Raw genomic sequence first — 26,401 nt, 5'->3', positions numbered from 1 at the left:
TCGCCGTCGGGCTCGCGGGCGCAACCGCACCTGCCTCAGCTAGCGGATCAAAGAAAAAGATTAGACTAATCTAAAAATAGGTGCTGATCGTCGGTGTCCCGCACGAATTCCGGTCCGTCCGGATCCCGATCCGTTCAAATCCCGATCCGTCCGGATCCCGGTCTGTCCGCGGATCGTTCTCTCTTCGCAGGCCTCAGCCTCGCCCTCGAACCTCAAGCTTCAATGCGCGCGGGCCACTCCTCGGCGTATGAGCGACCAACAGCTTCGCAAGGAGGCGCACGACCTCGACGTCACCGTCTGGGTCGGGAAACACGGAATCGATTCGGTCGTCGACGAACTCGACGACCAGCTCGACGACCGCAAGCTCGTGAAGGTGAAGTTCCTCCGGGCGGCCCGGGGCGGGACCACGACCGACGAACTCGCGGCGGAGCTCGCGGACGCCGTCGACGCGGAGCTGATCGAGACGCGCGGAAATACGGCGGTGCTCCACTGATGGCCGCCCCCGCGGGGGCGCTCGGAACCGTCGCGGTTTCCGGCGCGGTGCGGCCGTACCTGGGACCGGCGACCGGCCTCGCGGTCGACGCCGGGATCTTCCTCGCCGTCGTCGCGGCGGCGTACACCCTTCATAAGGCGGTCATCGCGCCACTCGTCGGACGCCTGTTCGACAAGCAGGGGCTCGGCGAGCACGCGCGACGGCCGCTCCAGAAGATCGTCACGTTCCTCGTGCTGTTCGCGGGCGTCACGGTTGCGTTCGGCGCGGCGGGATACCAGGGGTTCCTACGGTCGCTGGCGACGATCGCCGCCGCGGCGACGCTCGCAATCGGCCTCGCGCTCCAGGACGTGATCAAGAACTTCGTCGCGGGCGTGTTCATCTACACGGACAAGCCGTTCCGCATCGGCGACTGGATCGAGTGGCAGGGGAACTCGGGGATCGTCGAGGACATCTCGTTCCGGGTCACCCGCGTGCGTACCTTCGACAACGAACTGCTCACAGTACCGAACCACACCCTGACGAGCGACGTCGTGAAGAATCCCGTCGCCAAGAAGACGCTCCGGCTGAAGTTCGTCTTCGGGATCGACTACGGGGACGACGTCGAGACGGCGACCGACATCATCGTTGAGGAGGCCGAGCGGAGCGACGCCATCCTCGACGACCCCGCGCCCTCGGTGCGGCTGACGGAACTCGCCGACTCGTACGTCGGCCTGCAGTCCCGCATCTGGATCGACGACCCCTCGCGGGCCGACTTCGTGAAGGCGCGCGCGGACTACGTGAAGGCCGTCAAGGAGCGGTTCGACGAGGAGGACATCACGATCCCCTTCCCGCAGCGGACCGTCTCCGGCCGAGACGCGTGGGAGCAGCCGGCATCGTTTGACGGCGCGCAGTAGCGACCCCTGGGTGCGATTCGGCTGTTCGACCCGCAATCGATAGTAACGAACTTGAGGGTCGGGAAACTCGTTGCGTCCATGCACGTGGTCATCATCGGGGCCGGCGAGGTCGGAACGAGCATCGCTGCGAGCCTCGCATCGGACCACGAAGTCGTCGTCGTGGACGTCGACCCCGACCGCGCGGAACAGCTCAAGTACGAACTCGACGTGCTCACGATCGCCGGCGACGGAACGACGAGCGAGATCCAGTCGACCGCCGAAGTCGACCGCGCGGACATGGTCATCGCCTGTACCGACAACGACCAGACGAACCTCGTCGCCTGCGGCACCTCGAAGACGATGGGCGACGCGTTCACCATCGCCCGGGTGAAGAGCACGGAGTACCTCCGGACCTGGCAGGGGAACGAGGGAGCGTTCGGCGTCGACTTCATGGTGTGTACGGACCTCTTGACCGCCGAGAATATCGTCCGCGTCATCGGGTTGCCGGCGGCGATCGACGTCGACCCCTTCGCCAGCGGGCTCGTTCAGATGGCCGAGTTCGAGATCGCCGATGGGAGCCCGGTGGCCGGACAGACCGTCTCGGAAGCCGACCGTTTCGAGTCGCTCACGTTCGTCGGCCTGTTCCGCGACGGGGAGATGACCATCCCGCGCGGCGACACCGACATCGCGGTCGGGGACCGCGCGGTCGTGATCGGGAGCCCGGAGAGCGTCCAGTCGTTCGCGACCGACGTTGCACCGGAGACGACCCCAGATCACGCCGACGAGATCGTCGTCGTCGGCGGTAGCGAAATCGGGTACCAGACCGCTCGGCTGCTCGAAGAGCGCGACTTCAAGCCGCGGCTCATAGAGCGGGACGCCGACCACGCGCGGTGGCTCGCAGAGAACCTCCCGAACACTGTCGTGATGGAGCACGACGCCACCGACACCGAGTTCCTCTCCCGGGAACACGTCGACGACGCCGACATTCTCGTCACCGCGCTCCGGTCCGACGAGAAGAATCTGCTCGTCTCCGTGCTCGCTAAGCGATTGGGAGTCGATCGAGTGATCGCCGTCGTCGACAGCCCCGATTACGTGACCGTCTTCGAGGAGATCGGCATCGACATCGCGATCAACCCCCGCACGGTGACCGCCGAGGAAATCACTCGGTTCACGTACGAAAGCGTCGCCGAGAACATCGCGGTGCTCGAAAACGATCAGGCCGAGGTCCTCGAACTCGAACTCACCGAGGGATGCGGGCTCACCGGCCGTCCGATCTCGGAAATCGTCGCCGGGACCGACGTGCGGTTCGTCATCGGCGCGATCACCCGCGATCACAAACTGGTCACCCCCCGGGGGGACACAGTTCTCCAAGCCGGTGACCACGTGATCTTACTCGTGGAGTCCGACTCCGTGAGCGACATCGCCTCGATGGCCTGAGATGTTCTCCGGATGGAGGATACGAGTCGGCTGGCGGGCGAGCGTTGGCCTCACCGGTGATGTCCTCACCGCGCTCCCAGTTCCGCTCGCGTTCCCGCTGCTCCTAGCGTTTTACTACGGTGAGTCGCCGCTCCCGTTCCTCGTGGCGATCGCGGTCTCGCTCGCGCTCGGAGCCGCGTTCCGATCGATACAGGACCCGGCGGAGAACCTCGGTCCGCGGGAGGCGTTCCTCGCGGTCGCGTTGATCTGGTTCCTCGTCGCCGCTGTCGGCGCGATCCCCTTCGTCGTCGCCGGCGTCGGGACGGTCGCACACCCCGTAAACGCGATGTTCGAGGCGATGAGCGGACTGACGACCACCGGAGCGACCGTGCTGGAGGATTTCTCGATCCACTCTCGGTCCGTCATGATGTGGCGGCAGGTGATCCAGTGGCTCGGAGGTCTCGGCATTCTCATCCTCGCGACTGCGGTGCTCTCCGAGGTCGGCGTCGGTGGGGCACAGCTGATGGAGACCGAGACGCAGACGCGGGACCTCAACAAGCTCACACCGAAGATATCCAGGACCGCACAGCTCATCTGGGGGATATACTTTGGACTCACCGGGCTCGCGGTCGTCGTCTACTACCTGCTCGGGCTGGCGGTCGATCCGCAGATGGACTTGTACAACGCGGTCGCACACGCGTTCACGTCGGTTTCGACGGCCGGGTTCTCGCCGGAGCCTTTGAGCGTCGGCGCGTTCCACCCGCTCATCCAGTGGGCGGTCGTCCCGTTCATGATCGTGGGATCGACGAGCTTCGTCCTCATCTACTTCTTCATTAACGGCGAGCCGATGCGGCTGCTTCGCAACGAGGAGTTTCACTTCTACCTCGGCGCGATGGCCACTCTCGCTGCTATCGTCGCCGGAGCGCTGCTCCTCGATCCCGGCAGCACATTCGGTGCCGAGGCGACGCTCCGCCACGCCGTGTTCAACGTCTCGTCGATGGTGACGACGACCGGGTACGCCAGCACCGACTACGTGGCGTGGGCACCCGCGGCGAAGCACATGCTGTTCATGGGCATGTTCGTCGGCGGGATGGTCGGGTCGACCACCTGCTCAATCAAGTCGCTGCGGTGGCTGGTCGCGCTGAAGTCGTTTCGGCGGAACCTCTACACGTCCATCCACCCGGAAGCGGTGCGGCCGGTCCGGATATCGGGAAAACCAATCGACGAGGGTGCGATCCGCGACATCTACGCGTACCTCCTCTTGAGCATCGTCATCTTCTTTCTGCTCACCGTGGTCATCGTCGTCGACGCGGAGCGAACCGGACTCCGAGTGACCGAGTTCGAGGCACTCGGCGCGGCGGCGACGACGTTCCTCAACATCGGGCCCGCGTTCGGTGACGCCGGCCCCTACGGAACGTTCGCGAGCTTCTCGATGAGCACGCGAGTGGTGATGATCGTCCTGATGTGGATCGGCCGGATCGAGATCATCCCCGTGCTCGTGCTGTTCACGAAGGCGTTCTGGACATCCTGAGGGCGAATCGACACGAGACCTACTGAGGGCGTCGAACGGAGGGAAGCGCGTTTAGCGGCGGCCGACCGGCAATCGTCCCTTCGACAGTTTAATACAGCGAACAGGCTACTCCCATATCGTTCGAACAATCATGTCGTGGGGCGTCAACTGGAAAGCAAGCGTCGGTCTCCTCGGCGTCGGGATCAAGTACCTCGCCGTCACGATGCTCGTTCCGCTGGTCGTCGCTGTCGCGTACGGCGAGGATGTCTGGGTCTTCCTGGTCTCTATGGTCCTCACCGCCGCGATCGGATTCGCCGTCGAACGCGTCGATCCCGATCCGGATCTCGGTCCCCGAGAGGCGCTGCTTTTCGTCTCATTCGCGTGGCTCGCGGCGGCGGTCATCGGCACCATCCCGTACATGCTCGCCGGATACGGGACAGCGTCGACGGTCGGGCTCCAGACCGGGTCGGTCAGCGCGCTCACGGGGTCGATCGTCAACGCTCTCTTCGAGTCGATGAGCGGGTTCACGACGACCGGAGCGACCGTCCTCGGCGAGATCAGCACCGACCGACACTCCCACGCGCTTCTGATGTGGCGTCAGCTCACGCAGTGGCTCGGCGGGATGGGGATCATCGTCCTGATGATCGCTATCCTCCCCGAGGTTGCCGTCAACGGCGCTCAGCTGATGGAGTCCGAGGCACCCGGGCCGGAGCTCCAGAAGCTCACGCCGAAGATCGCGGAGACGGCGCGGGCGCTCTGGTTGATCTACTTCGGGTTTACCGTTCTTTTGGTCCTGCTCCTGTACGGGCTGCACCTCCTCGGCACTGCGCCGAACATGGACCTGTACAACGCGGTCGCACACGGTTTCACCACACTCCCGACCGGCGGGTTCTCACCGCAGGCGGATAGCATCGGCGCGTTTTCAGCGGCGGTACAGTGGATCATCATCCCGTTCATGGTCGTCGCCGGCGTCAATTTTGCGCTGTTCTGGCACGTCTTGCGTGGCGAGGTCGATGTCATGCTTGAGAACGCCGAATTTCGGGCCTACGCCGGTGCGCTCGCCGTCATCACCGCGATTCTCGCGGTGCTGCTGTTCCGTGGTGCCGCTCCAGCGATCGAGCTCGGCGGTGCGACACAGGGAGTCCCCGAAAACTCGCTTCGGCAAGCCGCGTTCCAGATTGGATCGCTTCTGAACTCCACCGGGTACGCGACCGCCGACTTCGCGCAGTGGGAGACGCACGCGCAGATCGTTCTCCTGTTCGCGATGTTCATCGGCGGATCTGCCGGCTCGACCGGCGGGGGGGTCAAGATCGTTCGATGGCTCATCGTCGTGAAAGCGATACGCCGGGAGCTATTCACCACGGCGCACCCCAACGTCGTCAAGCCGGTTCGGTTGGGCGGGAGCGTCGTCGACGAGGATGCGATCCGTGGTATCATGGTGTTCACCCTCCTGTACGCCGTTCTGTTCGCGCTCTCGGCCGTGTTCATCGCGCTCGATACGGCGCGGATCGGGATCCAGCTGTCGGTGGTGGAGTCGATCAGCGCGTCGCTCGCGACGCTCGGGAACATCGGGCCGGGGTTCGGACGTCTCGGTCCCTTCGGGAGCTACCTGTTTTTCCCCGACACGTCGAAGCTCCTGATGATCTTCTTGATGTGGGTCGGCCGGTTGGAGATCGTTCCGGTGCTCGCGGTGTTTATCTCGGCGATAGACAGTCGGTGACAATTGACTGAAGAACAGAGACAGCGAGCGCTCTCCCGTTGAGAGGAGCTATAACCGTCGATGATCCGTTGAGCGTGGAGAACACATCTTCTTAACTGCCGAGAGAAGTAGTGATCGGTATGACGAGCACCGACCAGACCGACGGACGGGATCTGCTCGACCACGTTCTTCTTCCGGTCGCCAACGAGACCGACGCGCTGGCAACGGCGCGCGCGCTCGAACCGTATCGGCCGGAGCGAGTGACCGCGCTCCACGTCGTCGAGAAGGGCGATGGCGTCCCCGACAAGACGCCCGTCGAGCAGTCCGAGGAACTCGCGACTGAGTCGTACGCCGCGGTTCGGACGGTGTTCCCCGACGCCGCCGACCACACCGCGTACGCCCGAGACGTCGTCGGCGCGATCTTCGACGCCGTGGACGAGGTTGGCGCGAGCGCCGTCGCCTACCGACCACGGGAGGGGAACAGACTCACGCAGTTCCTCTCCGGCGACCTCTCGGTGAAGCTCGTGACGAACGCGACCGTTCCGGTCATCGCGCTCCCGCGCGAGGGATCGAGCGAATGAGCGACGAGGAGCTCGCGAAGGACCTCGGTCCCCTCGCCGCGCTCACGATCGGGATCGGGACGATGATCGGCGCTGGTATCTTCGTCCTCCCCGGGACTGCGGTGGCTCGTGTGGGACCGCTCGCCGCGGCGACGTTCGTCCTTGGCGGCGTCATCGCGCTGTTCACCGCGCTATCGGCCTCGGAACTCGGCACCGCGATGCCGAAGTCCGGCGGGGCGTACTTCTACGTCAACCGCGCGCTCGGTCCTCTGTTCGGCTCGATCGCGGGCTGGGCGAACTGGCTCGGGCTCGCGTTCGCCTCCGCCTTCTACATGTACGGATTCGGCGAGTACGTCAACGCGCTCGTCGGGCTGGGTCCAGTCGGGCTCGGGCCGGTGACGCTGGAGGCCGCGCAGGTAATCGGGCTCGCCGGGGCCCTGTTGTTCATCGCTGTCAACTACTTCGGCGCGAAGGAGACCGGCGGGCTTCAGATCGTCATCGTCATGTCGCTTCTCGGGATCCTCGCCGTCTTCACCGTCGTCGGGATGTTGAACGCGGACATGGAGTCGCTACGGCCGATCGCACCGCCGGGGACGACGAGCCAAGTGCTCCCGGTGACGGGGATCATCTTCGTCTCGTATCTCGGATTCGTGCAGATCACGTCAGTGGCCGAGGAGATCAAGAACCCCGGTCGGAATCTCCCGCTCGCGGTGCTTGGATCGGTCGTCATCGTCACGGTCGTGTACGCGCTGTTCCTCGTCGTGTTGCTCGCGGCGGTCCCGACCGATCTCGTCGCGAACAACGAGACCGCGGTCGTCGACGCCGCCCGCCTGCTGTTCGGGAACTACGAGGTGTTCGGCTACTCGATGGGAGCCGTCGGCGCGGGGATGCTCCTCATCGGCGGGCTGCTCGCGACCGCCTCCTCCGCGAACGCGTCGATCCTCTCCTCGTCACGGATCAACTTCGCGATGGGACGCGAGAAGATCGTTACGCCGACGCTCAACGAGATCCACGAGCGGTTTGGAACTCCCTACAAGTCGATCGGACTCACCGGCGCGCTCATCCTCGTGTTCCTCGTCGCTGGCGGTGTCGAGTCGCTATCGACGATGGGCTCCGTGCTTCACCTCATCGTCTACGGACTGCTCAATATCGCGCTTATCGTGATGCGCGAGTCGGAGGTCGAGGGGTACGACCCCGACTTCGAGGTCCCCTTCTACCCGTTCGTGCCGGCCATCGGCGCGGTGTCGTCGTTCGCGCTGATCGCCTACATCGATCCGACGATCATCCTCCTGTCGTTCGGTCTCGTCGTGTTCGCCGCGATCTGGTACCTCGTGTACGCCCGCGGAAAGGTCGAGTCGAGGGGGGTGCTGGGGACGTGGGTCCTCGACCGCTCCGACGAGCTTCCCGAGTCCGCGGTGTCGGCGGCCACGTCGGTTCAACCGAGTGGCGGCGATTACCGGGTGATGGTACCGCTCGCGAATCCCGCGACCGAGGAACACCTGATCACTCTCGCGTCGGCCATCGCCAAGCAGCGTGACGGGACGGTCGTCGCGGTCAACATCGCGAACGTCCCCGACCAGACGTCGCTGGAGGCCGCCCGCGACCGCGGCGCGCACACCGCGGCGCACGACCTGCTCGATCGCGCCCGCGACGACGCGGAGACGTTCGGCGTCGACGTGGAGACGCACGTCGTCCTGTCACACCGGGTGTTCGAGGAAGTGTTCGACGCCGCTCGGACGTACGGCGCTGACCTCACCGTGATGGGGTGGGGAGCGGACTCTCACGGAGCGCCGGGGCGCGCCGAGACGGCGGTCGACGAGCTTGCGCACTCGCTCCCCTCCGACTTCCTCGTGTTCCGCGACCGCGGGTTCGACCCCTCGCGGATCCTCGTACCGACCGCCGGCGGCCCGGCCTCGGACCTGTCCGGAGCTGTCGCCAAGATGCTCCAGGCCGAGTTCGATGGCGAGGTCACCCTGCTTCACGTCGCCGACGACGAGGAGGCCGGACGGCGGTTCCTCTCGGAGTGGGCCGCGGATCACGACCTCTCGGACGCGACGCTCCGGATCGAGAGCGGCGACGTGGAGGCGGCCATCGACCGCGCCGCGCGGGACGCCACGATGCTGATCATCGGGGCGACCGAGAAGGGGCTGCTCTCGCGGCTGGTCCGCGGGTCGCTCGTGTTGCAGGTGCTCGACGACGTCGAGTGTTCCGTGCTGCTCGCCGAGAAACGCAGCGACCGCGGGCTCTTCGGACGGCTGTTCGGAGGCGGTGCCCGGGAGAACGCCCCGGACGGTGGCACCGAGATGGCAGCCGACACCGGCGTTTCGCCCGAGGCGTCGAACCCACCGGTCGAAGAGGAGTGAAGGCGTCGACCCGCCGGTCGAAGAGGAGTGAAGGCGTCGAACCCACCGGTCGAAGAACCGTAACGTCGATCCTCGAGGGGGACGATCCTCGGCTGGCCGTCGGCACGAACTGTAATGAATATTTATACGCAGCCGGCGGGTAGTTTCGAGCATGTACGACGACGACGAGCTCTCCGCGATCCGCGAGGCCCACGCGGAGTGGGAGGCGGAGACGCTCGATCCGGCCCTCGACCGACGCGGAGAGCGGCGCGACCGGTTCGCGACGGTGTCGAACCACGAGGTCGACCGGTTGTACACCCCCGCCGACGTCGACGAACTCGACTACGTCGAGGATCTCGGCTTCCCCGGCGAGGAGCCCTACACGCGCGGCGTCTACCCGACGATGTACCGTGGCCGGACGTGGACGATGCGGCAGTTCGCGGGCTTCGGTACCGCCGAGGAGACGAACGAGCGGTTTCACTACCTCATCGACGAGGGGCAGACCGGCCTCTCGACGGCCTTCGACATGCCCTCGCTGATGGGGCTCGATTCGGACGACCCGATGTCACTGGGCGAGGTCGGCAAGGAGGGCGTCGCCGTCGACACGCTCCGGGACATGGAGGTGCTGTTCGACGGCATCGACGTGAGCGAGGTGTCCACGTCGTTCACGATCAACCCGAGCGCGCCTGTGATCTACGCGATGTACGTCGCCATCGCCGACCGGCAGGGCGTCCCTCGTGAGGAACTCCGCGGGACCCTCCAGAACGACATGCTCAAAGAGTTTATCGCCCAAAAGGAGTGGGTAATACCGCCGGAACCCTCCCTCGATCTGGTGACGGACACGATCGAGTTCGCGGTCACCGAAACCCCCACGTTCAAGCCCATCTCTGTGTCGGGGTACCACATCCGCGAGGCGGGCTCGACCGCGGCCCAAGAGCTTGCCTTCACTCTCGCCGACGGCTTCGCGTACGTCGAGGCGTGTCTCGACCGCGGCCTCGACGTCGACGACTTCGCCCCGCAGCTTTCGTTTTTCTTCAACTCGCACAACTCGATCTTCGAAGAGGTCGCCAAGTTCCGCGCCGCCCGCCGGCTGTACGCGCGGATCATGGACGAGTGGTACGACGCCGAGGCGGACGCCTCGAAGCGGCTGAAGTTCCACACGCAGACCGCGGGTCAGTCGCTGACGGCCCAACAGCCCCTCAACAACGTCGTGCGGACCACGATACAGGCGCTGGCGGGCGTGCTCGGCGGGACCCAGAGCCTCCACACCAACTCCTTCGACGAGGCGCTGGCGCTCCCCTCCGAGCGAGCCGTGCGGGTCGCGCTCCGCACCCAGCAGATCATCGCCGACGAGTCGGGCGCGGCCGACATCGTGGACCCGCTCGGGGGCTCGTACGCGGTCGAGGCGCTCACCGACGAAATCGAGGCGGCGGCGACGGCGTACGTCGAGGAGATCAGGGAGTTGGGTGACGGTTCCGTCCGCGATGGCGTTCTCCGCGGGATCGAGGAGGGGTACTTCCACCGCGAGATCCAGCAGGCGTCCTACGAGTACCAGGAGCGCGTTGACGAGGGTGAGGAGACGGTCGTCGGCGTCAACGCCTATCGGATCGACGACGACACGCGGCCGGACCTGCTCCGAGTCGACGAGACGACCCGCGAGCGGCAGCTCGACCGCCTCGAATCCGTAAAATTCGAGCGCGACGACGACGCGGTCGAGTCGGCCCTCGACGACCTGCGCGACGCGATCGACGCCGACGAGAACGTGATGCCGGCGATCGTCGCCGCGGTGAAGGCGTACGCCACGATGGGCGAGATCATGGCGATCTTCGAAGCGGAGTACGGCACGTACCGCGAGCGGGTCGGGGTCGCCTGATCGGATCGGATGGACTGACCGGATCGGTGTCACTCAACCGGATCGGAGGCGCTCGACAGGGTCGGGATCGCCCGACCGGATCGATTCGGACGATTCGATACGGTTCGCGAGGGGGAACGGGCTCCTTTTAATCCGCGCGTCGCCAGATCACGGTATGACGGAGACGGAGATTCCCGAAGACCACCCGCGCTACGCGTCGCTCGTGACGCGTCACCGGATCGAGGCGGGCGTCGAGCAGGGGATCACCTCGAAGCAGGGGCTCATCGCCCAGGGTCGCGGCGAGGCGTTCGACTACCTCCTCGGCGAACGAACGCTTCCGAGCGCCGACGCGGCCGCGCGCGCCGCGGCCGCCGCCCTCCTCGCGGCCGACCACCCCGCGCTCTCGGTGAACGGCAACGTCGCCGCGCTGGCACCCGCCGAAACGGTCGATCTCGCGGCGGCGGTCGACGCCGATCTCGAAGTGAACCTCTTCAATCACACCGACGAGCGCGTTCGCCGGATCGCGGACCACCTGCGCGGGCACGGTGCTGACGAGGTGAAAGGGCTGGTCGGAGACGGCGAGATCCCCGGACTGGAGCACGCCCGCGGAACCGTCGACGCCGACGGGATCGAGTCGGCCGACGTCGTGGTCGTCCCGCTGGAGGACGGCGACCGCGCGGCGGCGCTCGACGCGATGGGGAAGACCGAGATCGTGATCGACCTCAACCCCGGCAGCCGATCGCCACGGACGGCGGATATCCCCATTATCGACAACCTGATCCGCGCGGTGCCGAACGTAACGACACACGCGCGCGATCTCGCCGATGTATCGCCTGCGGATCTCCGAACGATCGTCGACTCGTTCGACGCCGAGGAGGCACTGACCGAGGCCGAAGCGGCCATCCGCGAGGGCGAGTTCGAGCGATCCGCCTGACGACTGTCGCCGTCGTCATCTCGGATGTCGGAAGGGCCAAGTCCGCTGGCAACGTATCGCACGCATGGAACTCGACGAGACGGATCGTGCGATCCTTCGTATCCTCCAGGAGGACGCTCGGACGCCGTTTTCGGAAGTGGCGCGCCGGATCGACATGTCCAGCGCGACCGTTCACGACCGGGTGGGACGAATGGAGGACGCGGGCGTCATCGAGGGATACCACGCCGCCGTGGATCCGAAGGCGGTCGGTTACGGCGTCAGCGCGTTTGTCGGCCTTCGGGTCGAGCAGGGTCGCGAGGAGGACGCACTCGGCCGCCTCCGAGACATCGAGGGCGTCAGAGAAATCCACCTGACGACCGGCGAGTGGGACGTGATGCTCCGGGTCGTCGCCGAGGACACCGATCGGCTCCGCCAGCTGATGTTCGACCAGATCGCCGAGATGGACGGATTCTCGCGGTCGCAGACGATGATCATCCTCGGCACCGACTACGAGTTGGACGGACCGCCGGTGTGAGGGATGGTGGGCGAGAGGGGTCATCGGCGTGAGACGGGACCGGAACGCTCAACTCGGGAACACTCCGATCGATAGAACATGAGCACACGGGTCGAGGGACGGTTCGGGCTGTCGCCGGAGCGTGCGTGGGCGGCGGTCGTCGGTATCGTCACCGCGATTCTCGCGGTCGGATCGCTGCTGTTCCCGCGGGTCGTCTACGACCGGTTCGTCTGGCAGTACTTCTGGGGGCCGGTCGCGGCCGACGGACAGGGCGCGCAGTGCGCGGTTCGGGACGCGAGCGGGACCGAACTGCTGGCCAGTTCGGGGGCGTGTTCGGCGGCCGTCGACGCCGGCGAGGTCGTCGCTTTCCCGGGGTACACGACGGTCTCGACCGTGAGTTACGTGGTGATCCTCCTCGGGATGCTGATCGGCGTCGTCTTCCTCCTCCGGCGGCTCGACATCGGTAACGAGCTGCGATTCTTCTACGCGCTGTTTCCCTTCATGTTGCTCGGCGGCGCGCTCCGCACCGTCGAGGACTCGGGAATCGCGGCGCTGCGGGCCGGCACGGAGCCGCTGATCCCGTTCCCGGCGAGCGCGCTCCTCATCAGCCCGTTCATCTACTTCACCGTCTTCGGGTTCACGCTCCTCTGCGTCCTCGCGGCGTACGCGCTCGCCGGTCGCGGGATCGTCGACGACTACGCGCGGCCGCTGTTCGCGATGGGGTCCGTCGCGCTCGCGGCCGCGTTCGGCTACCTCTCGTACCTCGCCGCCGCGACCGACTACGTCGATTTCTACCCGATCATCCTCGCGTTGACGCTGGTGATCTCGACCGCGGCGACGGCGGTCACGTGGAAGCTCGCGACCGCCTACGAGCCGACGATACGGCAGGGAACGGGCGTCGCCGGGATCCTCATCATCTGGGGGCACGCGATCGACGGTGTCGCGAACGTGATCGGCCTCAACTGGATGCCGGCGCTGACGGGGACGGCGAATCTCGTCCCGAAGCACGTCGTCAACGCCCTCATCGTCGATTGGACCGGGCGTCTGCTTCCGCAGTCCGTCGTCTCGGTCACCGGCGACGCGTGGCCGTTCCTTCTCGTGAAGCTCGCGGCGGCGACGTTCGTCGTCTGGGTGTTCAACGGTGAAATGTTCGAGGAGTCGCCGCGATACACGCTGATGCTACTTATCACCGTACTCGCCGTCGGGCTGGGTCCCGGTAGTCGGGATATGCTCCGTGCGACATTCGGTATATAAATCGACGGGCTTGTCTGATCGGTTGCTTATAAATCTCCGATGCCGTGTAGAATCTCGTTGCGATCCGGGAGGCGGTCACCAACGACACCTTATAAGCCGCCGGGGCGGAAACCGACTCGGTAATGCTACAGGGGGTCAACGTCGCGCTCGGCGTCTCGGGGAGCATCGCGGCGGTGAAGGTCGTCGAACTTGCACACGAGTTGCGCCGCCACGGCGCGAGCGTCCGCGCCGTCATGTCCCCGGCGGCGACGAATATCGTCCACCCGTGGGCGGTCGACTTCGCGTCCGACGAGCCCGTCGTCACCGAGATCACCGGCGACGTCGAACACGTCGAACTGTGCGGCCGAGACGGCTGGGCCGACGTGCTCCTGCTCGCTCCGGCGACCGCGAACACCGCGGGGAAGGTCGCGGCCGCGGTCGACGACACGCCGGTCACAACCTGCGCGACGACCGCTATCGGCGCGGGGGTGCCGGTCGTGATGGCACCCGCGATGCACGAGCCCATGTACGACCATCCCGGCGTGATCGACGCGCTGGACGCGCTGGACGCGTGGGGGGTGACGTTCGCGGACCCGCGGATCGAGGAGGGGAAGGCAAAGATCGCCGCGGAACGGGAGATCGTGACGGAGGTCGCCCGGGCGACGACGCCGCAGACGCTCTCGGGGACGCACGTCGTCGTCACCGCGGGCGCGACCAAAGAGCGGATCGACCCGATCCGGATCCTGACGAATCGGGCATCGGGAAAGACGGGCCGCGCGGTCGCCCGCGCCCTGTACGTCCGCGGCGCGCGAGTGACGCTGGTCCAGGACGGATCGGAGGTCCCGTACGCCGACGTGGTCGCGGTCGAGACTGCCGACGAGATGATGCGCGCATGTCGTCAGACCGCGGCCACCGCCGACGCGCTGATCTCGGCAGCCGCCATCTCCGATTTTACCGCCGACGCCGTCGAGGAGAAGATCCGGTCGGGGTCGCCGCTGTCGGTGGACCTGCAGCCGACCCCGAAGCTTATCGACTCGGTCCGCGAGGCGTACCCGGACCTCCCAATCGTCGGGTTCAAAGCCGAGACGTCGGGCGACGACGAGGCGATGATCGCGGAGGCCGAGCGGATCCGGGACCGCGTCGGTCTCGCGTTCGTCGTCGCCAACGACGCCACCGTGATGGGCGAGGACGAGACTCGCGTCCTCCTCGTCGGCGACGAGGGGACCGCCCCCGAGGAGGTCGCCGGCACGAAGGTCGTCGTCGCTGGGCTGATCGCCGACAGACTGGCCGAGGCGCTCGGACGGGGCGACTGAGCGGTTCTCCGACCCGCGGGCTGCCGGGGGGTTTCGCAGGTTCGAGCGACGGTTCCGTCCCGATATCCGCTCGGATACAAACTGTTTTGAGGCGGTAGGAAAACGATCCGGGTAGAGATATCGATGCACACAGAGACCGTCATCCCCGGATCCGTCGGAGGTGTGGTGGGTGGCTGATACCGGCGACGGCGTCGATTCGAGCGACATCGAAAGCGGCACCGCAGCTGGCGACGAAGTCGGCGCTGGATCGCCGGGGGCGGTTGTCGTTCCCGTCGAGCCCACGCCGACCCTCCGCGCGACGGTCGCGCACGCCGTCGAGACCGCCGCCGAGGGGGAGTTCTCGGCGGTCCACTTCGTGGAGATCGCTTCGTGGCGCGACGGCGACCCGGAGAGCGACCGGCGGGCCGCCGAGGCCGAGCGCGTCCTCGAACGGGTGGCCGCGTGGGCCGAAGCCGACCTCGACGACTCCGACGCGGACGCCGTGAATGTCGACATTGTGACCGAACTCATCGGGAGCGACGAATACCTCTTCGGCCCGGACGACTACGTCGGTGTGCTGGCGGCGTACGCCGAGGCCAACGGTGCCGACGCGGTTCTCCTCGATCCGGAGTACACTCCAGTCGGAAACACGACGCTGCTCCAACCGCTGGAGTTCGCGCTCTCGAACACGTCCCTCGACGTGGAAACGGCTCCCGTGACTCGACCCACGCGACGCGAGCGGCTCCGGACCGAGGCGACCGGTATCCGATTCGCAACGATGTTCGGTCTTTCGCTCGCGTTCTACCTCGTGCTCGGCGATCCGCTCTACTGGTTCGATTTGGTGACCGGCGTCGCGACCGCGGCGGTCGTTTCCATCACCCTCTCACGGATCAGCTTGGACGCCGATCCGGCGATTCCGCGGACGCCGATGCGGCTCGTCCGGGGCGCGATCTACGTTCCCGTCCTGTGTTATGAGATCCTCATGGCGAACCTTGTGGTCGCCCGGGTGATCTTGGACCCGCGACTCCCGATCGAACCGACGATGAATCGATTGCGCGTGATCGTCGGAAGCGGGCTTCCGCTGATGACGCTCGCGAACTCGATCACGCTGACGCCGGGGACGCTGACGGTCCGCGCCCGCGACAGCGACCTCTACGTCCACTCGCTCGTCCCGTGGGCCCGCGACGGGCTCTTCGACGGGTCATTGGAACGGTGGACGCGGTTCGTCTACTACGGCCGCTCGTCCGCCCGGCTTCCCACGCCGCGCGAACGCGACGACTGCGCGATCCTGCAGGGGCCCAACGCGACGGAAGAGCTACCGATCGCCGCGACCGACGGCGGCCCGACGGCGGAGCGTGACATCGGTGTCGAATCGGGCGATTCTCGGGCAGACGATCTCGGCACGGATGAATCCGACGCAGGCGGTTCCGGAATCGGTGACGCTCGCGACGCCTCAGAGGTGACCGACGAATGACCCTCGTCGACGCCACGGTCGCCGCGGGTTACACGGTCGGCGACTTCCTGCTGCTCTCGGCCGCGGGGTTCACCGTGCTCGCGATCGGAATGCTGTACCGCGCTGTAAAGGGGCCGACCATGCAGGATCGGGTGCTCGCGGTGAACGTCCTCGGGACGAACACCGTCGTCATCCTCGCCATCCTGAGCGCGGCGCTCGAGGAACCGACGTTCCTCGACATCGCGCTCGTGTACGCCCTGTTGAACTTCCTGATGGCGATCGCCATCTCGAAGTTCACGGTCGAACGAGGTGGCGTCCTGTGATCGCCGCGATCGAGACGGCCCGCGTCGTGCTCGTCGTGGTCCTCATCCTGCTCGGGCTGTTCTTCTCGTTCGTCTCCATGACGGGCGTGCTCCGGCTTCCGGACGTGTACTCCCGGGCGCACACCGCCTCGCAGGCCGACACCCTCGGCGCGGGCTTCGGGCTCGCGGCCGTGGCGCTCACCGTCGGCTGGGAGGGAGCGGGATTCAAGACAGTGCTCCTGTTGTTCTTCATCTTCGTGACCAACCCGACGGCGGCGCACGCCATCGCTCGGGCCGCTTTCGAGGAGGGAATCGTCCCGTGGACGGAGGGGGACGATCGCCGATGACGGGAGGTCCGTTCCTCGCGATTGGATCGGCTCCCCTCGCTATCGGCGCGTCGCTCCCTTCGACGGCCCTCGCGACGCCGGCAGTCGCGCAGATCACGGCGATCGAAGCGAGCCTGCTCGCGTTCGTCGTGCTCACGGCGCTCGCGACAGCGCTGGCGCGAGACGTGCTCGCGGCCGTCATCGTCTTCGGCGCGTACAGCCTCGGAATGGCGGCGCTGTACACGTTCTACCGCGCGCCGGACGTGGCGCTGACGGAGGCCGCGATCTCCGCGGGCGTGACGACCGTGCTCCTGCTGTTGACCCTCGCGAAGACGACGCGGATCGACCACGAGGCCGCCTTCGAGTCGGTGAATCTCCCGGCCGCGGGAGCCGCCGGGTTCCTGTTTGCCGGGCTTTTGCTCACGATGGGCGACATTCCGGCGGTCGGATCGCCCGACGCTCCGGTGTGGTCGAACCCGGACGTGAGCCAGTGGTACCTCGCGGAGACGTACGCGCAGACCCACGTCGAGAACACCGTGATGGCCGTGCTGGCGGCGTTCCGCGGATTCGATACTTTCGGCGAGGCCGTCGTCGTCTTCGCCGGCGGAATCGCCGCACTGATCGTGCTGCACCGGGAGGTGTTCGCATGAGCGACGCGAACGTCGACGACACGACCGACGTCGACGATGGCTCGGTGGCTGTAGATGACGACGACGCGACCAATGTCGCGCCGCACCGGGCCGTCAAACGGTCGGAGCGACTCGACTCCGAGCGGCGGCAGGGAACCCCGTACACCGAGAGTCAGGTGATCATGCCGACCGTGAAGATAGTCGCGCCGTTCGCGTTCACGTTCGGGCTGTTCATCACCTTCCACGGGGGCGGGTCTCCGGGCGGGGGGTTCCAGGGCGGCGCGATCATGGCCGCCGTCGTGTTCATGATCGCGTTCGCGTTCGGCATCGAGGCGACCCGAGACTGGCTCGCGAATACCGTCGTCGTCGCCCTCGCGGTCGGGGGAACGCTGGTGTTCGCCGGTATCGGGCTGGTTCCGGCCGCGCTCGGCGGCGCGTTCCTTCAGTACGACTTGTTGCCCATCCCGATCCTCGATCCCGTCAAGTACGGGATGGAGGCCGTCGAGATCCTCGGGATCGCCCCCATCGTGAGCGGCGTGCTCATGGGACTGTTTTTCCTGCTCGCCAACGGCTTCGCGTCCGACGGAAACGGCTTCGAGGACGACGACCTCGACGAACCGAGTTCCGAGGATGGCCGCACAGCGGACGACGCGATCACCGACGGCGGCCACACGGCGGACGACGGAGGTGACCGATGACGGGCTTCCTCGCCGATGTCCCAGTCGATGTTGCGGCCGCCATCGAGAACAATGTCTCGGCCGCCGTCGCGACCGATGTCGCGGCCACAGTCGGAGCCGATATCGCGGCCACAGTCGCGTCTGGGATGGCGACGGTTGCAACAGCTGGGGCGGTCGACGTGCTGACGACGCGGCACGCATACGTCGGATTCGCGATGCTGTTGTGTATCGGGCTCTATATGATGATCGCAAACCCCAACCTCGTGAAGAAGATAATCGGGCTGAATCTGTTCCAGACGGCGATATTCCTGCTGTTCATCACTTCCGGATACGTGGAGGGCGGGTCGATCCCGATCGTCGCGGAGGGCGCGGCCGAGACGGGGACGTACGTCAGCCCGCTCCCGCACGTGATCGTACTTACGGCCATCGTCGTCGGCGTGAGCCTCACCGCGGTTGGGCTCGCGCTCTGTATCCGAATCTACGACGAGTACGGGACCCTCCGGACTGACACCCTCCGTGAGCTGCTTCGCGACGAGGGGTCGCTGCCGGAGCGTGCCCGGATCGGGACCGACGCCGCGCTCGACGCCGAAGACGCCAGCGACGGCGGCGACGGGAGCGGTGGAGACGTCGGAGCCACCGCGGCCGACGGAGGTGTGACGGATGACTGACGTCCTTCTCCCGGTCGCGATCGCCGTGCCGCTCGTCGCGGCGACGCTGCCGATAGCGCTCGGAGGTCGGTACGACGACGTCGGGTGGCCGGTCGCGGCGGCCGCGACGACGGCTCTCACCGGTCTCACGGCTGCGATCGGCTCGGAAGTCGCCCTCGGCGGCCCGGTCTCGCACGCGCTCGGGACCTATCAGCCGCCGATCGGGATCGAACTGGTCGCCGACGAGCTGTCGGTCGCGGTGCTCGCGTTGGTCGCCGTCGTCTCGCTGGCGACGCTCGCGTTCGCGCGGGTCGCCGGGCCGCGCGGGAACCCGTTCTACAGCGGCTACCTGCTCTTGGTCGGCGGGCTCACCGGACTCGTCCTCACCGGCGACCTGTTCAACATGTTCGTCTTCCTCGAGATCGTCGGGATCTCGACGTACGCGCTCATCGCGGCCGACCGGTCGGGAGCGAGCGCGTACGCGTCGCTCAAGTACCTCGTGGTTGGGACGGTCGGGGCCTCCCTGTACCTGCTCGGCGTCGGCTACGCCTTCCTCGCGACGGGCACGCTGAACATGCTCGACATGCAGACGCAGATCGTCGCGCAGGCGAGCTACGCAGACCCCCTAATCCGGGCGAGCTACGCCCTGATCGTCGCCGGACTCGGTCTGAAGATCGCCGTGTTCCCGATCCACGCGTGGCAGCCGGACGCGTACCAGCGCGCGCCGGACGCCGTCACGATGATCGTGGCGGCGCTGGTGTCGACGGCGAGCGCATACGCGCTGATTCGGGTGAGCTACACCGTCTTCACCGTCGACTTCCTCGCGGCCAACGAGGCGATCACGACGGTCATGCTGATCGCCGCCGCTGCGTCGATACTGGCCGGGTCCGTACTCGCGGCGATGCAGTCTGACCTGAAGCGGATGTTCGCGTACTCCTCGGTCGCCCAGTTCGGGATGATCGTGGCCGCGGTCGCGCTCGCGAACGAGACCGCGCTCCTCGGGGCGATCGTCCACCTGGTCGGCCACGGCCTGCTGAAGTTCGGGCTGTTCCTCGGCGTCGGGTTGCTGGCGTTCGGCTACGGTGCCCGCCGGATCGAGGACCTCGCGAGCGTCGCACGGGAGGCGCCGTACACGTCCGGAGCGATAGCCGTGCTCGGTCTCGGACTCGTCGGCATCCCGCCGTCGATCGGCTTCCTCGGCAAGTGGTATATCGGCGTGGGCGCAGTCGAATCGAGCCTGGGAGGCGGTGGGGCGGCCGGAATCGGCATCGCCGCGGTGATCTTCGTCAGCACGCTGTTCACGCTGTCGTACGTCGCGCGGCTGATAGAGCGGTTCTACTTCGCCGGCGTCGGGATTCCAGGCGGTCACGATGACGGTCACGGTCCCGATCACGGCGACGAGGTGTCCCCCGATCACGGCGACGACGTCGCCGCGGCCGACGGCGGTCGCGAGCGCTCGTCCGCGGAGGATGCTGCCGGTCGCATCGTCACGCCCGTCGAGGGCGCACCGCGGTCGTCGTGGATGCCCGATCGAGTTCCGCCGGCGTCGCTGGCCGTCCTTATCGCCGCGGCGCTCGCGACGGTCGCGCTCGGCTTCGGCGGATTCGCGCTGTTCGAGTGGTTCGACCCCTACATCACGGAGGTGTTCGCATGACTGACGCTCCAATCACCGACTTACGTCCCCTACTGGCGGTTCTCGTCTCGTTCGTCGCGTCGTTCGTCATCGTCGCGTCGTACCGTTCCCCGAACGTCCGCGAGGGGTGGACGATCGCCGCGGCGGTCGCGAAGTTCGGGATCGTCGCTTCGATGCTGCCCGCCGTCCTCGGCGGTGCCGTCTTCGAATGGTCTCTCGGCGCGTTCCTGCCGGGGGGTATCGAGTTCGTCCTTCGCGCGGACGCGCTCGGGATGCTGTTCGCGTTCCTCGCGAGCGGGCTGTGGATCGTCACCTCGTTTTACAGCATCGGCTACATGCGCGGCAACGACGAGGTGAACCAGACCCGATACTTCGCGGCGTTCGCCGTGTCGCTGTCGGCGACGATGGGAATCGCGTTCGCGGGCAACCTCGTGACGATATTCGTCTTCTACGAGCTCCTCTCGATCGCGACGTACCCGCTCGTCGCCCACGACGAGACCGACGAGGCGCGCTCGGCCGGTCGAAAGTACCTCGCGTACACGATGTTCGGCGGCGGCGTGTTGGTGCTCGCCGGTACCGCTCTCGTCTACCTGATCGCCGGCAACGTCTCCTTTACCGCCGGTGGTATCGAGGAGCTGGCAAACGCCGACCCCGGGCTCGCGATGCTCGCTTTCTTCCTGCTCGCGATCGGATTCGGCGTGAAAGCGGGCATCATGCCGCTCCACCAGTGGCTCCCCGAAGCGATGGTCGCACCGACGCCGGTGTCCGGGCTGCTCCACGCGGTCGCGGTCGTCAAGTCGGGCGCGTTCGGCGTCTCGCGGGTCGTCCTCGACGTGTTCGGCCCGGAACTCGTCTTCGACCTGTCGCTCCCGTTCGGCTTCTCGGCCGGACTCGTTCTCTCGACCATCGGTGCGAGCACGCTGACGGCGGCGTCCATCATCGCCATGCGAAAGGACCACCTGAAACAGCGGCTCGCCTACTCGACGGTGAGCCAGCTGAGCTACATCATCCTCGGCCTCGGGCTGTTCGGCTGGTACGGGCTCGTGGGCGCGCTGCTGCACATCCCGGCACACGCGTTCATGAAGCTCACCCTGTTCTTCTGTGCGGGGAACCTCCACGTGTCGACGCACACCGACTATATCTCCGAGATGGCGGGGATCGGAAAGCGGATGCCCCTGACGATGGGCGCGTTCACGGTCGCCGCACTCGGGATGGCCGGAATCCCGCTACTCGCCGGATTCGTCAGCAAGTACTACATGCTGGTCGGCGGGGTACAGATGGGCGCGGAGCTGACCCCGGTCGCGTACTATCTCGTGGGCGCGCTGCTGCTCTCGGGCGTGCTCAACATCGCGTACTTCTGGCCGGTGATCTACACCGCCTTCTTCGAAGCGGAGGACGCTCACGACGCGAAACCGCTCGTCGACTTCCGAATGGGCGGCGAGTCGCGGTCGACGCTCCCGGCGACGGACGGGGGCCGCGCAGCGGACGACGGGGGGCGCACAGCGGACGACGCGGCGACCGACGGAGGCAGCCCGGAGGACGACGAATCGGCCGACGAGCAGAACCTCGACGCCGTCGACGAGGTTGTTGAGAGCGCGGAGGACGGCGGGAGTGAAGAGTCGCCCTCCGACGACGACGCTGAAGCTCTCGACAACGCTGAAGCTCCCGACGACGCCGAAGCTCCCGACGACGCCGACATCCCGGACGCGGAGTTGGGCGACCTCCCGACCGACGAGGAGGGCGTCGTGCGGCCGGACTTCGCCACGAGCGAGCGCAACTTCTCGGAGCCGGCAGAGCGCGTCGACACCGGCGACTACGCCGTCGATCAGCGGCCCTCTGACGTCGACGTACCGTTCGGCGTGGGGGACGGTGAGGACGACCGCGGCCGGGACGGAGGCGAGGGTTCACACGCCGGCGGAAGCGACGACGGTGGTCACGGTGACGGGAGCCACGCTGGTGAGGAGAACCGCGATGATGGGGAGAACCGCGATCACTCCACGGACCACGACGACCACGCCGGCGGCCCGCCCGCAGGCGGTTGGGAGCACGTCGCGGGGCTCGACGCCCTCCGCGGGCGCGAGTCCACGTGGTTCACCCTCGGACCGATCCTCACCGCGATGAGTCTCGCGGTGCTGCTCGGGATCATCCCTTACGAGATGGGCTTCTTGGAGCTGATCGAGCTCATCGTCGACACGCGGCTTCCCGAGGAGGCGATGCGCCCATGAACCCGGTTCTCACATCGATTCCGCCGTACCTCGTGCTCGCGGTGGCGGCGCTCGCGGTGCTCGCGCTCCCGCGTCGGGCGGGTCACGCGGCTGCCGCGCTGGCGACGGCGTTCACGTTCGCGCAGGCGGTACTGCTGGGCGACGGCGGCGCGGGAGCGCACCTCGCGACGCAGCTGTTCGGCTTCGACGTCGTCCTGTTCAACGTCGACCAGTTCTCGCTGCTGATGGGCGTCGTCGTCGGCTTCCTCGCGACCGCCGCGGTGCTGTACGCGTACGGCAGCGACGCGCCGACGTGGGTGACGGCGTTCGCGCTGATCTACGTCTCCTCGACGGTCGGGACGATCTACGCCGGCGACTGGCTCACCCTGATCTTCTTCTGGGAGCTGATGGCCGTCACCAGCACGCTGTTGGTGTGGCAGTACGGCGGCAAAGCGGTCAGGGCGGGGTACCGCTACGCCCTGTTCCACGGGATCGGCGGGACGTTCCTGCTCGGCGCGGTCGTCGTCCACGGCGCGTCGATGCTCGGCAGCGTCCCGGCCGACGAGATCTTCCTGTTCGCGGAAGCGACCGGGATCCACGCCTCGGCGACGCTGCTCGCCGCGATCGGGATCGGAATCAACTGCGGATTCATCTTCCTGCACACGTGGCTGCCGGACACCTACCCGCGCCCGCACGTCGCGGCGTCGGTGTTCCTCTCGGTGTTCACGACGAAGACCGCGGTGTACGTGATGTACCGCGCGTTCCCCGACGGCGGCATGTGGCTCGCGTACCTCGGCGGGTTCATGGCCGTCTACGGCGCGTTCTTCGCGCTGTTGCAGTACGATCCGCGTCGCTTGCTGTCGTACCACATCCAGGCGCAGGTCGGCTACATGCTGGCCGGGCTCGGACTCGCCACCTACGTCGGCGACTTCGCCGTCACCGGCGGGTTCGCGCACCTGTTCAACAACGTGCTGTACAAGAGCCTGCTGTTCATGGCAGTCGGCGTCGTGATCTACCGGACCGGCGTCGAGGACATCAAGGAGATGGGCGGGCTCTGGCGGGTGATGCCGGTCACCTTCCTCGTGTACCTCGTCGGCGCGGCCTCGATTACGGCCGTTCCCGGATTCAACGGGTTCATCTCGAAGGGGATGGTGATCGACTCCGCTCACGAGGTCCACAACTACGAGCTGCTGCTCGGCGAGGGGCTGCTCTGGTGGCTCCTCATCCTCGGTGGCGTGGGGACGTTCATGTCGTTCATCAAGCTCGGATACTACATGTTCTTCCACGGGTCGGCGACACTGAACCCGAAGGACGCCACCCGGTTCCAGACGGTCGGGATGGCGTTAGCGGGCGGGGCGTGCGTCTTCTTCGGCACGCCGGCCACCTACGGCTATCTCGTCGACCTGATGCCGTTCACCGAGGCGATCGCCCCGCAGCTACACCCCTACAGCACGAGTCACCTGACAGAGAGCGCCGCGTTGATGGCGGCCGGGTTCGTCGGCTTCTTCGCGCTGAAGCGGCCGCTCGGCTGGCTCGCTCACCGGATGCCCGACGTCGACGCGGTGACGTACCCGGCGGCGTTCTACCTCGGCCGCGGCTCGGTCTGGGGCGTCACGGAGCTGTGGGCCGCGGTCGACCGCTTCGTGATGGACCTAGTCGGGGTCATCGAGTGGACCGCGATGCACCCGCGGGAGGCCCTCGCGCGGGCCGGCGTCGACGTCGAGATACGGACCGGAATCGGCCGAAGCGTCCTCTTCTTGACGCTCGCGGCGGGCGTCGCGCTGTTCGTGTTCGTCCTGAGCTGAGGGCGGTTCGAATCCGCCCCACCGAATTCGTCAAATAGTTGCCGACATCCGTCAGTCGTCGTCAACGACGCAAACGGCGCTATCGACTCAGTCGTCGGCAGCGGTCGGCTTTTCGGCGTCGACCTCCACACCTTCGCGGGGGCCGCCCGCGTGTCCTTCGTGAACGACGGCGGTCGCCAGTAGCTCGGGGGAGATGGCCGGCACCTCGTCCGGAGAGACTGGCCCGTCTCGGGCGATGGCCTCGATCGAGCGGGGGAACTCGCGGATCTCCTTGTGGATCGCGAGCCCGGCCTTTGCACCCTGCCCCATCGCGACGGGGACCTGATTGTGTCCGGGCGTCACGTCGCCGACCGCGAAGATGCCATCGACGCTCGTTCGACCGTGGTCGTCGACGTCGATCTCGCCGCTCTCGGTGAGATCGCATCCGAGCCCCTCCGCGAGCGCGGTGTTGTAGTCCGACCCGTACATCGGGAAGCCGCCGCGGTACTCGCGGGTGGTGCCGTCTGCGAACTCCAGCGCCGCCAGCCAGCCCGAGTTCGGGTCGTTCTCGACGCCGGAGATCTCTTCGCGGATCACCTCTATCGGGTGCGCCTCCAACTGAGCGGCGGTCTCCTCGCTCCACGTCGGCTCCGCGCCGCGGGTGAGCAAGTCAACGTCGTCGGTGACGTTGAGCATGATCATCGCGACGTGAGCGGCCGCTTCGCCGTGGCCCATCACGTACACCGGCTCGTCGACGAACATGTACGCGTCGCAGTGGAGACAGTAGTGAAGTCCCTTCCCGGTCCGCGGCAGGGGCGGGTCGGGTCGCTCGTCGGAAAATCCGGTCGCGAGCACGACCCGATCGGCGAGAAACTCGGCGTCGTTCGTCGAGAGGCGGAAGCGACCGTCGTCGGTGCCCTCGACGTCCGTGACGAAGCCGCGCTCGAAGGTCCCGCCGTACGACTGCACCTGTTCGCGCCCGGTGGCGAGGAATTCGTTGCCGGACGTCTCTTCGGTGACGCCGATCACGTTGTGGGTGTCGGCCATCATCGCCGCTCGGCCGCCGCCGCGGTCGATAAGCACCGTTTCGTGGCCCAATCGGGCCCCGTACAGGGCGGTCGTCAGTCCGGCGGGACCCCCGCCGACCACCGCGACGTCGTAGTCGTCGTCGGACGAACTCATTGCGCCGGTTACGAGCGCCTCGGGTTTAAATGGCGTCGTGGTGTGCGCGCTCCGCGACCACCCAACGGATCGGTACTATCGCCTCGCGTCGTCCGCACGACCGCCCCGCATCGCAAAGCGATCGCTCGACTGAGGGCTCCGACGACGAACTGCAGATCGCTGTGGGCCGGTCAGTTTTCGGTCGCCTCCCTGCCATTTATATCGATCCGTCGCGTGCCCTGTGGCAGTGGTTTCTCGACTCGCAGTCGCCGCCGCGCTTCTCGTCGTCGGCGCTGCCGCCGACGCGGGATCGACCTACGTCGCGATCGCCGGCGGAGAGTACGTCGAGGGGTCGCCCATCGGCAGCGCGTTCATCACCCGATTCGGACTCGTGCCGGGGATGGCGCTCACCAAAGTCCTCGGAATGGTCGTTATCGGCGTTCCAGTCGCGATCGCGGGCGGGACCCGCCGGCTCATCGCGACGGTGATGTGCGCCGGAATCGGCCTCATCTCGCTCGGGGTGGCCGCGCGGAACCTCCTTCTTTTCGCCGGGTTCTGGACGTGATCGAGCCGAAGCGCCGCAGGAACGGGACGGCGGGTGCGATCTTGCGGCTGAAACGCAGATACGGGAGTTGCTCGGGACCGCACGTACGGAAGGAGGCCGAAGTTGCGCTGGTGAAATCCTCGATAGTTGTGATATGTCTCTCGGGACACCAATCCAGAAATAGCGATGAGCGATTGCGGGAGTGAGGATCGCAGACCACCGTCGCCGACGTGGTATTTAAACGGCCGAATGTGGCGGCGACGGCTATTTATAAATAGAGAGTCGGTGGCGCGCCTCCGAGCGGCCGATAGGCCGCGAGGAGCCCGCGAGGGAGCCCGCGGCCGC

General features: G+C 66.8%; 23 protein-coding genes. 22 read left to right on the top strand and 1 reads right to left on the bottom strand.

Translation table 11 applies throughout. The features are described from left to right. Positions 1-247 precede the first annotated feature (247 nt). From ACFQEY_RS11515 to ACFQEY_RS11415, 21 genes are all read left to right on the top strand, one after another. Positions 248-493, top strand: coding sequence for a YhbY family RNA-binding protein (locus ACFQEY_RS11515; protein WP_379768637.1), 246 nt, complete (start codon positions 248-250; stop codon positions 491-493). Further along, a complete protein-coding gene (locus tag ACFQEY_RS11510; RefSeq protein WP_379768635.1) occupies positions 493-1,386 on the top strand; it encodes a mechanosensitive ion channel family protein in 894 nt (297 codons plus the stop codon). Before ACFQEY_RS11515 ends, ACFQEY_RS11510 begins: the two co-directional genes overlap by 1 nt. Before the next feature lie 78 nt (positions 1,387-1,464). Beyond that, positions 1,465-2,802: a Trk system potassium transporter TrkA gene (trkA, locus tag ACFQEY_RS11505; protein WP_379768633.1), complete on the top strand. Its 1,338-nt coding sequence runs from the start codon at positions 1,465-1,467 to the stop codon at positions 2,800-2,802. Between the two features lies 1 nt (position 2,803). Further along, positions 2,804-4,312 (top strand): TrkH family potassium uptake protein, encoded by a 1,509-nt coding sequence (locus ACFQEY_RS11500; protein WP_379768631.1) that lies wholly within the window; start codon positions 2,804-2,806, stop codon positions 4,310-4,312. A 130-nt stretch (positions 4,313-4,442) separates the two neighbouring features. Beyond that, entirely contained in the window at positions 4,443-6,011 is a 1,569-nt protein-coding gene (locus ACFQEY_RS11495; protein WP_379768629.1) for a TrkH family potassium uptake protein, read from the top strand. Between the two features lie 119 nt (positions 6,012-6,130). Further along, positions 6,131-6,571, top strand: coding sequence for a universal stress protein (locus ACFQEY_RS11490; RefSeq protein WP_379768627.1), 441 nt, complete (start codon positions 6,131-6,133; stop codon positions 6,569-6,571). After that, the gene (locus tag ACFQEY_RS11485) at positions 6,568-8,913 is read left to right on the top strand and encodes an amino acid permease (RefSeq protein WP_379768625.1); all 2,346 of its coding nucleotides are present in this window, start codon (positions 6,568-6,570) and stop codon (positions 8,911-8,913) included. The genes ACFQEY_RS11490 and ACFQEY_RS11485 overlap by 4 nt, the downstream gene beginning before the upstream one ends. 151 nt (positions 8,914-9,064) lie before the next feature. Continuing rightward, positions 9,065-10,765: an acyl-CoA mutase large subunit family protein gene (locus ACFQEY_RS11480; RefSeq protein WP_379768623.1), complete on the top strand. Its 1,701-nt coding sequence runs from the start codon at positions 9,065-9,067 to the stop codon at positions 10,763-10,765. A 154-nt stretch (positions 10,766-10,919) separates the two neighbouring features. Further along, complete coding sequence (locus ACFQEY_RS11475; protein WP_379768621.1) at positions 10,920-11,678, top strand: phosphopantothenate/pantothenate synthetase; 759 nt, start codon at positions 10,920-10,922, stop codon at positions 11,676-11,678. A gap of 64 nt (positions 11,679-11,742) precedes the next feature. Then, positions 11,743-12,192, top strand: coding sequence for an Lrp/AsnC family transcriptional regulator (locus ACFQEY_RS11470; protein ID WP_379768619.1), 450 nt, complete (start codon positions 11,743-11,745; stop codon positions 12,190-12,192). A gap of 78 nt (positions 12,193-12,270) precedes the next feature. Then, on the top strand, positions 12,271-13,425 hold the full coding sequence (locus tag ACFQEY_RS11465) for a DUF63 family protein (RefSeq protein ID WP_379768617.1): 1,155 nt from the start codon (positions 12,271-12,273) through the stop codon (positions 13,423-13,425). Positions 13,426-13,547: 122 nt separating this feature from the next. After that, complete coding sequence (gene coaBC / locus ACFQEY_RS11460; protein WP_379768615.1) at positions 13,548-14,717, top strand: bifunctional phosphopantothenoylcysteine decarboxylase/phosphopantothenate--cysteine ligase CoaBC; 1,170 nt, start codon at positions 13,548-13,550, stop codon at positions 14,715-14,717. Between the two features lie 169 nt (positions 14,718-14,886). Further along, positions 14,887-16,170 (top strand): monovalent cation/H+ antiporter subunit E, encoded by a 1,284-nt coding sequence (locus tag ACFQEY_RS11455; RefSeq protein WP_379768613.1) that lies wholly within the window; start codon positions 14,887-14,889, stop codon positions 16,168-16,170. Then, positions 16,167-16,472: a cation:proton antiporter gene (locus ACFQEY_RS11450; RefSeq protein WP_379768611.1), complete on the top strand. Its 306-nt coding sequence runs from the start codon at positions 16,167-16,169 to the stop codon at positions 16,470-16,472. Before ACFQEY_RS11455 ends, ACFQEY_RS11450 begins: the two co-directional genes overlap by 4 nt. Beyond that, entirely contained in the window at positions 16,472-16,798 is a 327-nt protein-coding gene (gene mnhG / locus ACFQEY_RS11445; protein WP_379769263.1) for a monovalent cation/H(+) antiporter subunit G, read from the top strand. Before ACFQEY_RS11450 ends, mnhG begins: the two co-directional genes overlap by 1 nt. Continuing rightward, positions 16,795-17,427 (top strand): DUF4040 domain-containing protein, encoded by a 633-nt coding sequence (locus tag ACFQEY_RS11440; RefSeq protein ID WP_379768609.1) that lies wholly within the window; start codon positions 16,795-16,797, stop codon positions 17,425-17,427. The genes mnhG and ACFQEY_RS11440 overlap by 4 nt, the downstream gene beginning before the upstream one ends. Beyond that, complete coding sequence (locus ACFQEY_RS11435) at positions 17,424-18,104, top strand: MnhB domain-containing protein (RefSeq protein ID WP_379768607.1); 681 nt, start codon at positions 17,424-17,426, stop codon at positions 18,102-18,104. Before ACFQEY_RS11440 ends, ACFQEY_RS11435 begins: the two co-directional genes overlap by 4 nt. Positions 18,105-18,229: 125 nt before the next feature. Beyond that, positions 18,230-18,751 carry a cation:proton antiporter subunit C gene (locus tag ACFQEY_RS11430; protein WP_379769261.1) on the top strand — a complete coding sequence of 174 codons (522 nt, stop codon included), beginning with the start codon at positions 18,230-18,232 and terminating at the stop codon, positions 18,749-18,751. Continuing rightward, complete coding sequence (locus ACFQEY_RS11425; protein WP_379768605.1) at positions 18,744-20,384, top strand: proton-conducting transporter transmembrane domain-containing protein; 1,641 nt, start codon at positions 18,744-18,746, stop codon at positions 20,382-20,384. Before ACFQEY_RS11430 ends, ACFQEY_RS11425 begins: the two co-directional genes overlap by 8 nt. After that, positions 20,381-22,588, top strand: coding sequence for a proton-conducting transporter transmembrane domain-containing protein (locus tag ACFQEY_RS11420; RefSeq protein ID WP_379768603.1), 2,208 nt, complete (start codon positions 20,381-20,383; stop codon positions 22,586-22,588). The genes ACFQEY_RS11425 and ACFQEY_RS11420 overlap by 4 nt, the downstream gene beginning before the upstream one ends. Then, the gene (locus ACFQEY_RS11415; RefSeq protein WP_379768601.1) at positions 22,585-24,372 is read left to right on the top strand and encodes a Na(+)/H(+) antiporter subunit D; all 1,788 of its coding nucleotides are present in this window, start codon (positions 22,585-22,587) and stop codon (positions 24,370-24,372) included. The genes ACFQEY_RS11420 and ACFQEY_RS11415 overlap by 4 nt, the downstream gene beginning before the upstream one ends. A gap of 87 nt (positions 24,373-24,459) precedes the next feature. Here the strand turns inward: ACFQEY_RS11415 and ACFQEY_RS11410 are convergent, their stop codons facing one another. Further along, entirely contained in the window at positions 24,460-25,533 is a 1,074-nt protein-coding gene (locus tag ACFQEY_RS11410; RefSeq protein WP_379768599.1) for an NAD(P)/FAD-dependent oxidoreductase, read from the bottom strand. A gap of 226 nt (positions 25,534-25,759) precedes the next feature. Between ACFQEY_RS11410 and ACFQEY_RS11405 the strand changes: the two genes are divergently transcribed. Further along, the gene (locus ACFQEY_RS11405) at positions 25,760-26,077 is read left to right on the top strand and encodes a hypothetical protein (protein WP_379768597.1); all 318 of its coding nucleotides are present in this window, start codon (positions 25,760-25,762) and stop codon (positions 26,075-26,077) included. The last annotated feature ends 324 nt before the right edge of the window (positions 26,078-26,401 follow it).

The sequence above is a fragment of the Halorubrum trueperi genome, assembly GCF_042662525.1.
GTDB classification, from domain to species: domain Archaea; phylum Halobacteriota; class Halobacteria; order Halobacteriales; family Haloferacaceae; genus Halorubrum; species Halorubrum trueperi.
Note: the sequence above shows the minus strand (reverse complement) of the source record. Positions and strands in the feature narration are given on the sequence as shown.

Bases quoted from the DNA above. Each gene is read 5' to 3' on its own strand.
- ACFQEY_RS11515 (WP_379768637.1), top strand. From the start codon at position 248: ATGAGCGACCAACAGCTTCGCAAGGAGGCGCACGACCTCGACGTCACC.
- ACFQEY_RS11510 (WP_379768635.1), top strand. From the start codon at position 493: ATGGCCGCCCCCGCGGGGGCGCTCGGAACCGTCGCGGTTTCCGGCGCG.
- trkA (WP_379768633.1), top strand. From the start codon at position 1,465: ATGCACGTGGTCATCATCGGGGCCGGCGAGGTCGGAACGAGCATCGCT.
- ACFQEY_RS11500 (WP_379768631.1), top strand. From the start codon at position 2,804: ATGTTCTCCGGATGGAGGATACGAGTCGGCTGGCGGGCGAGCGTTGGC.
- ACFQEY_RS11495 (WP_379768629.1), top strand. From the start codon at position 4,443: ATGTCGTGGGGCGTCAACTGGAAAGCAAGCGTCGGTCTCCTCGGCGTC.
- ACFQEY_RS11490 (WP_379768627.1), top strand. From the start codon at position 6,131: ATGACGAGCACCGACCAGACCGACGGACGGGATCTGCTCGACCACGTT.
- ACFQEY_RS11485 (WP_379768625.1), top strand. From the start codon at position 6,568: ATGAGCGACGAGGAGCTCGCGAAGGACCTCGGTCCCCTCGCCGCGCTC.
- ACFQEY_RS11480 (WP_379768623.1), top strand. From the start codon at position 9,065: ATGTACGACGACGACGAGCTCTCCGCGATCCGCGAGGCCCACGCGGAG.
- ACFQEY_RS11475 (WP_379768621.1), top strand. From the start codon at position 10,920: ATGACGGAGACGGAGATTCCCGAAGACCACCCGCGCTACGCGTCGCTC.
- ACFQEY_RS11470 (WP_379768619.1), top strand. From the start codon at position 11,743: ATGGAACTCGACGAGACGGATCGTGCGATCCTTCGTATCCTCCAGGAG.
- ACFQEY_RS11465 (WP_379768617.1), top strand. From the start codon at position 12,271: ATGAGCACACGGGTCGAGGGACGGTTCGGGCTGTCGCCGGAGCGTGCG.
- coaBC (WP_379768615.1), top strand. From the start codon at position 13,548: ATGCTACAGGGGGTCAACGTCGCGCTCGGCGTCTCGGGGAGCATCGCG.
- ACFQEY_RS11450 (WP_379768611.1), top strand. From the start codon at position 16,167: ATGACCCTCGTCGACGCCACGGTCGCCGCGGGTTACACGGTCGGCGAC.
- ACFQEY_RS11440 (WP_379768609.1), top strand. From the start codon at position 16,795: ATGACGGGAGGTCCGTTCCTCGCGATTGGATCGGCTCCCCTCGCTATC.
- ACFQEY_RS11435 (WP_379768607.1), top strand. From the start codon at position 17,424: ATGAGCGACGCGAACGTCGACGACACGACCGACGTCGACGATGGCTCG.
- ACFQEY_RS11430 (WP_379769261.1), top strand. From the start codon at position 18,230: ATGGCGACGGTTGCAACAGCTGGGGCGGTCGACGTGCTGACGACGCGG.
- ACFQEY_RS11425 (WP_379768605.1), top strand. From the start codon at position 18,744: ATGACTGACGTCCTTCTCCCGGTCGCGATCGCCGTGCCGCTCGTCGCG.
- ACFQEY_RS11420 (WP_379768603.1), top strand. From the start codon at position 20,381: ATGACTGACGCTCCAATCACCGACTTACGTCCCCTACTGGCGGTTCTC.
- ACFQEY_RS11415 (WP_379768601.1), top strand. From the start codon at position 22,585: ATGAACCCGGTTCTCACATCGATTCCGCCGTACCTCGTGCTCGCGGTG.
- ACFQEY_RS11410 (WP_379768599.1), bottom strand. From the start codon at position 25,533: ATGAGTTCGTCCGACGACGACTACGACGTCGCGGTGGTCGGCGGGGGT.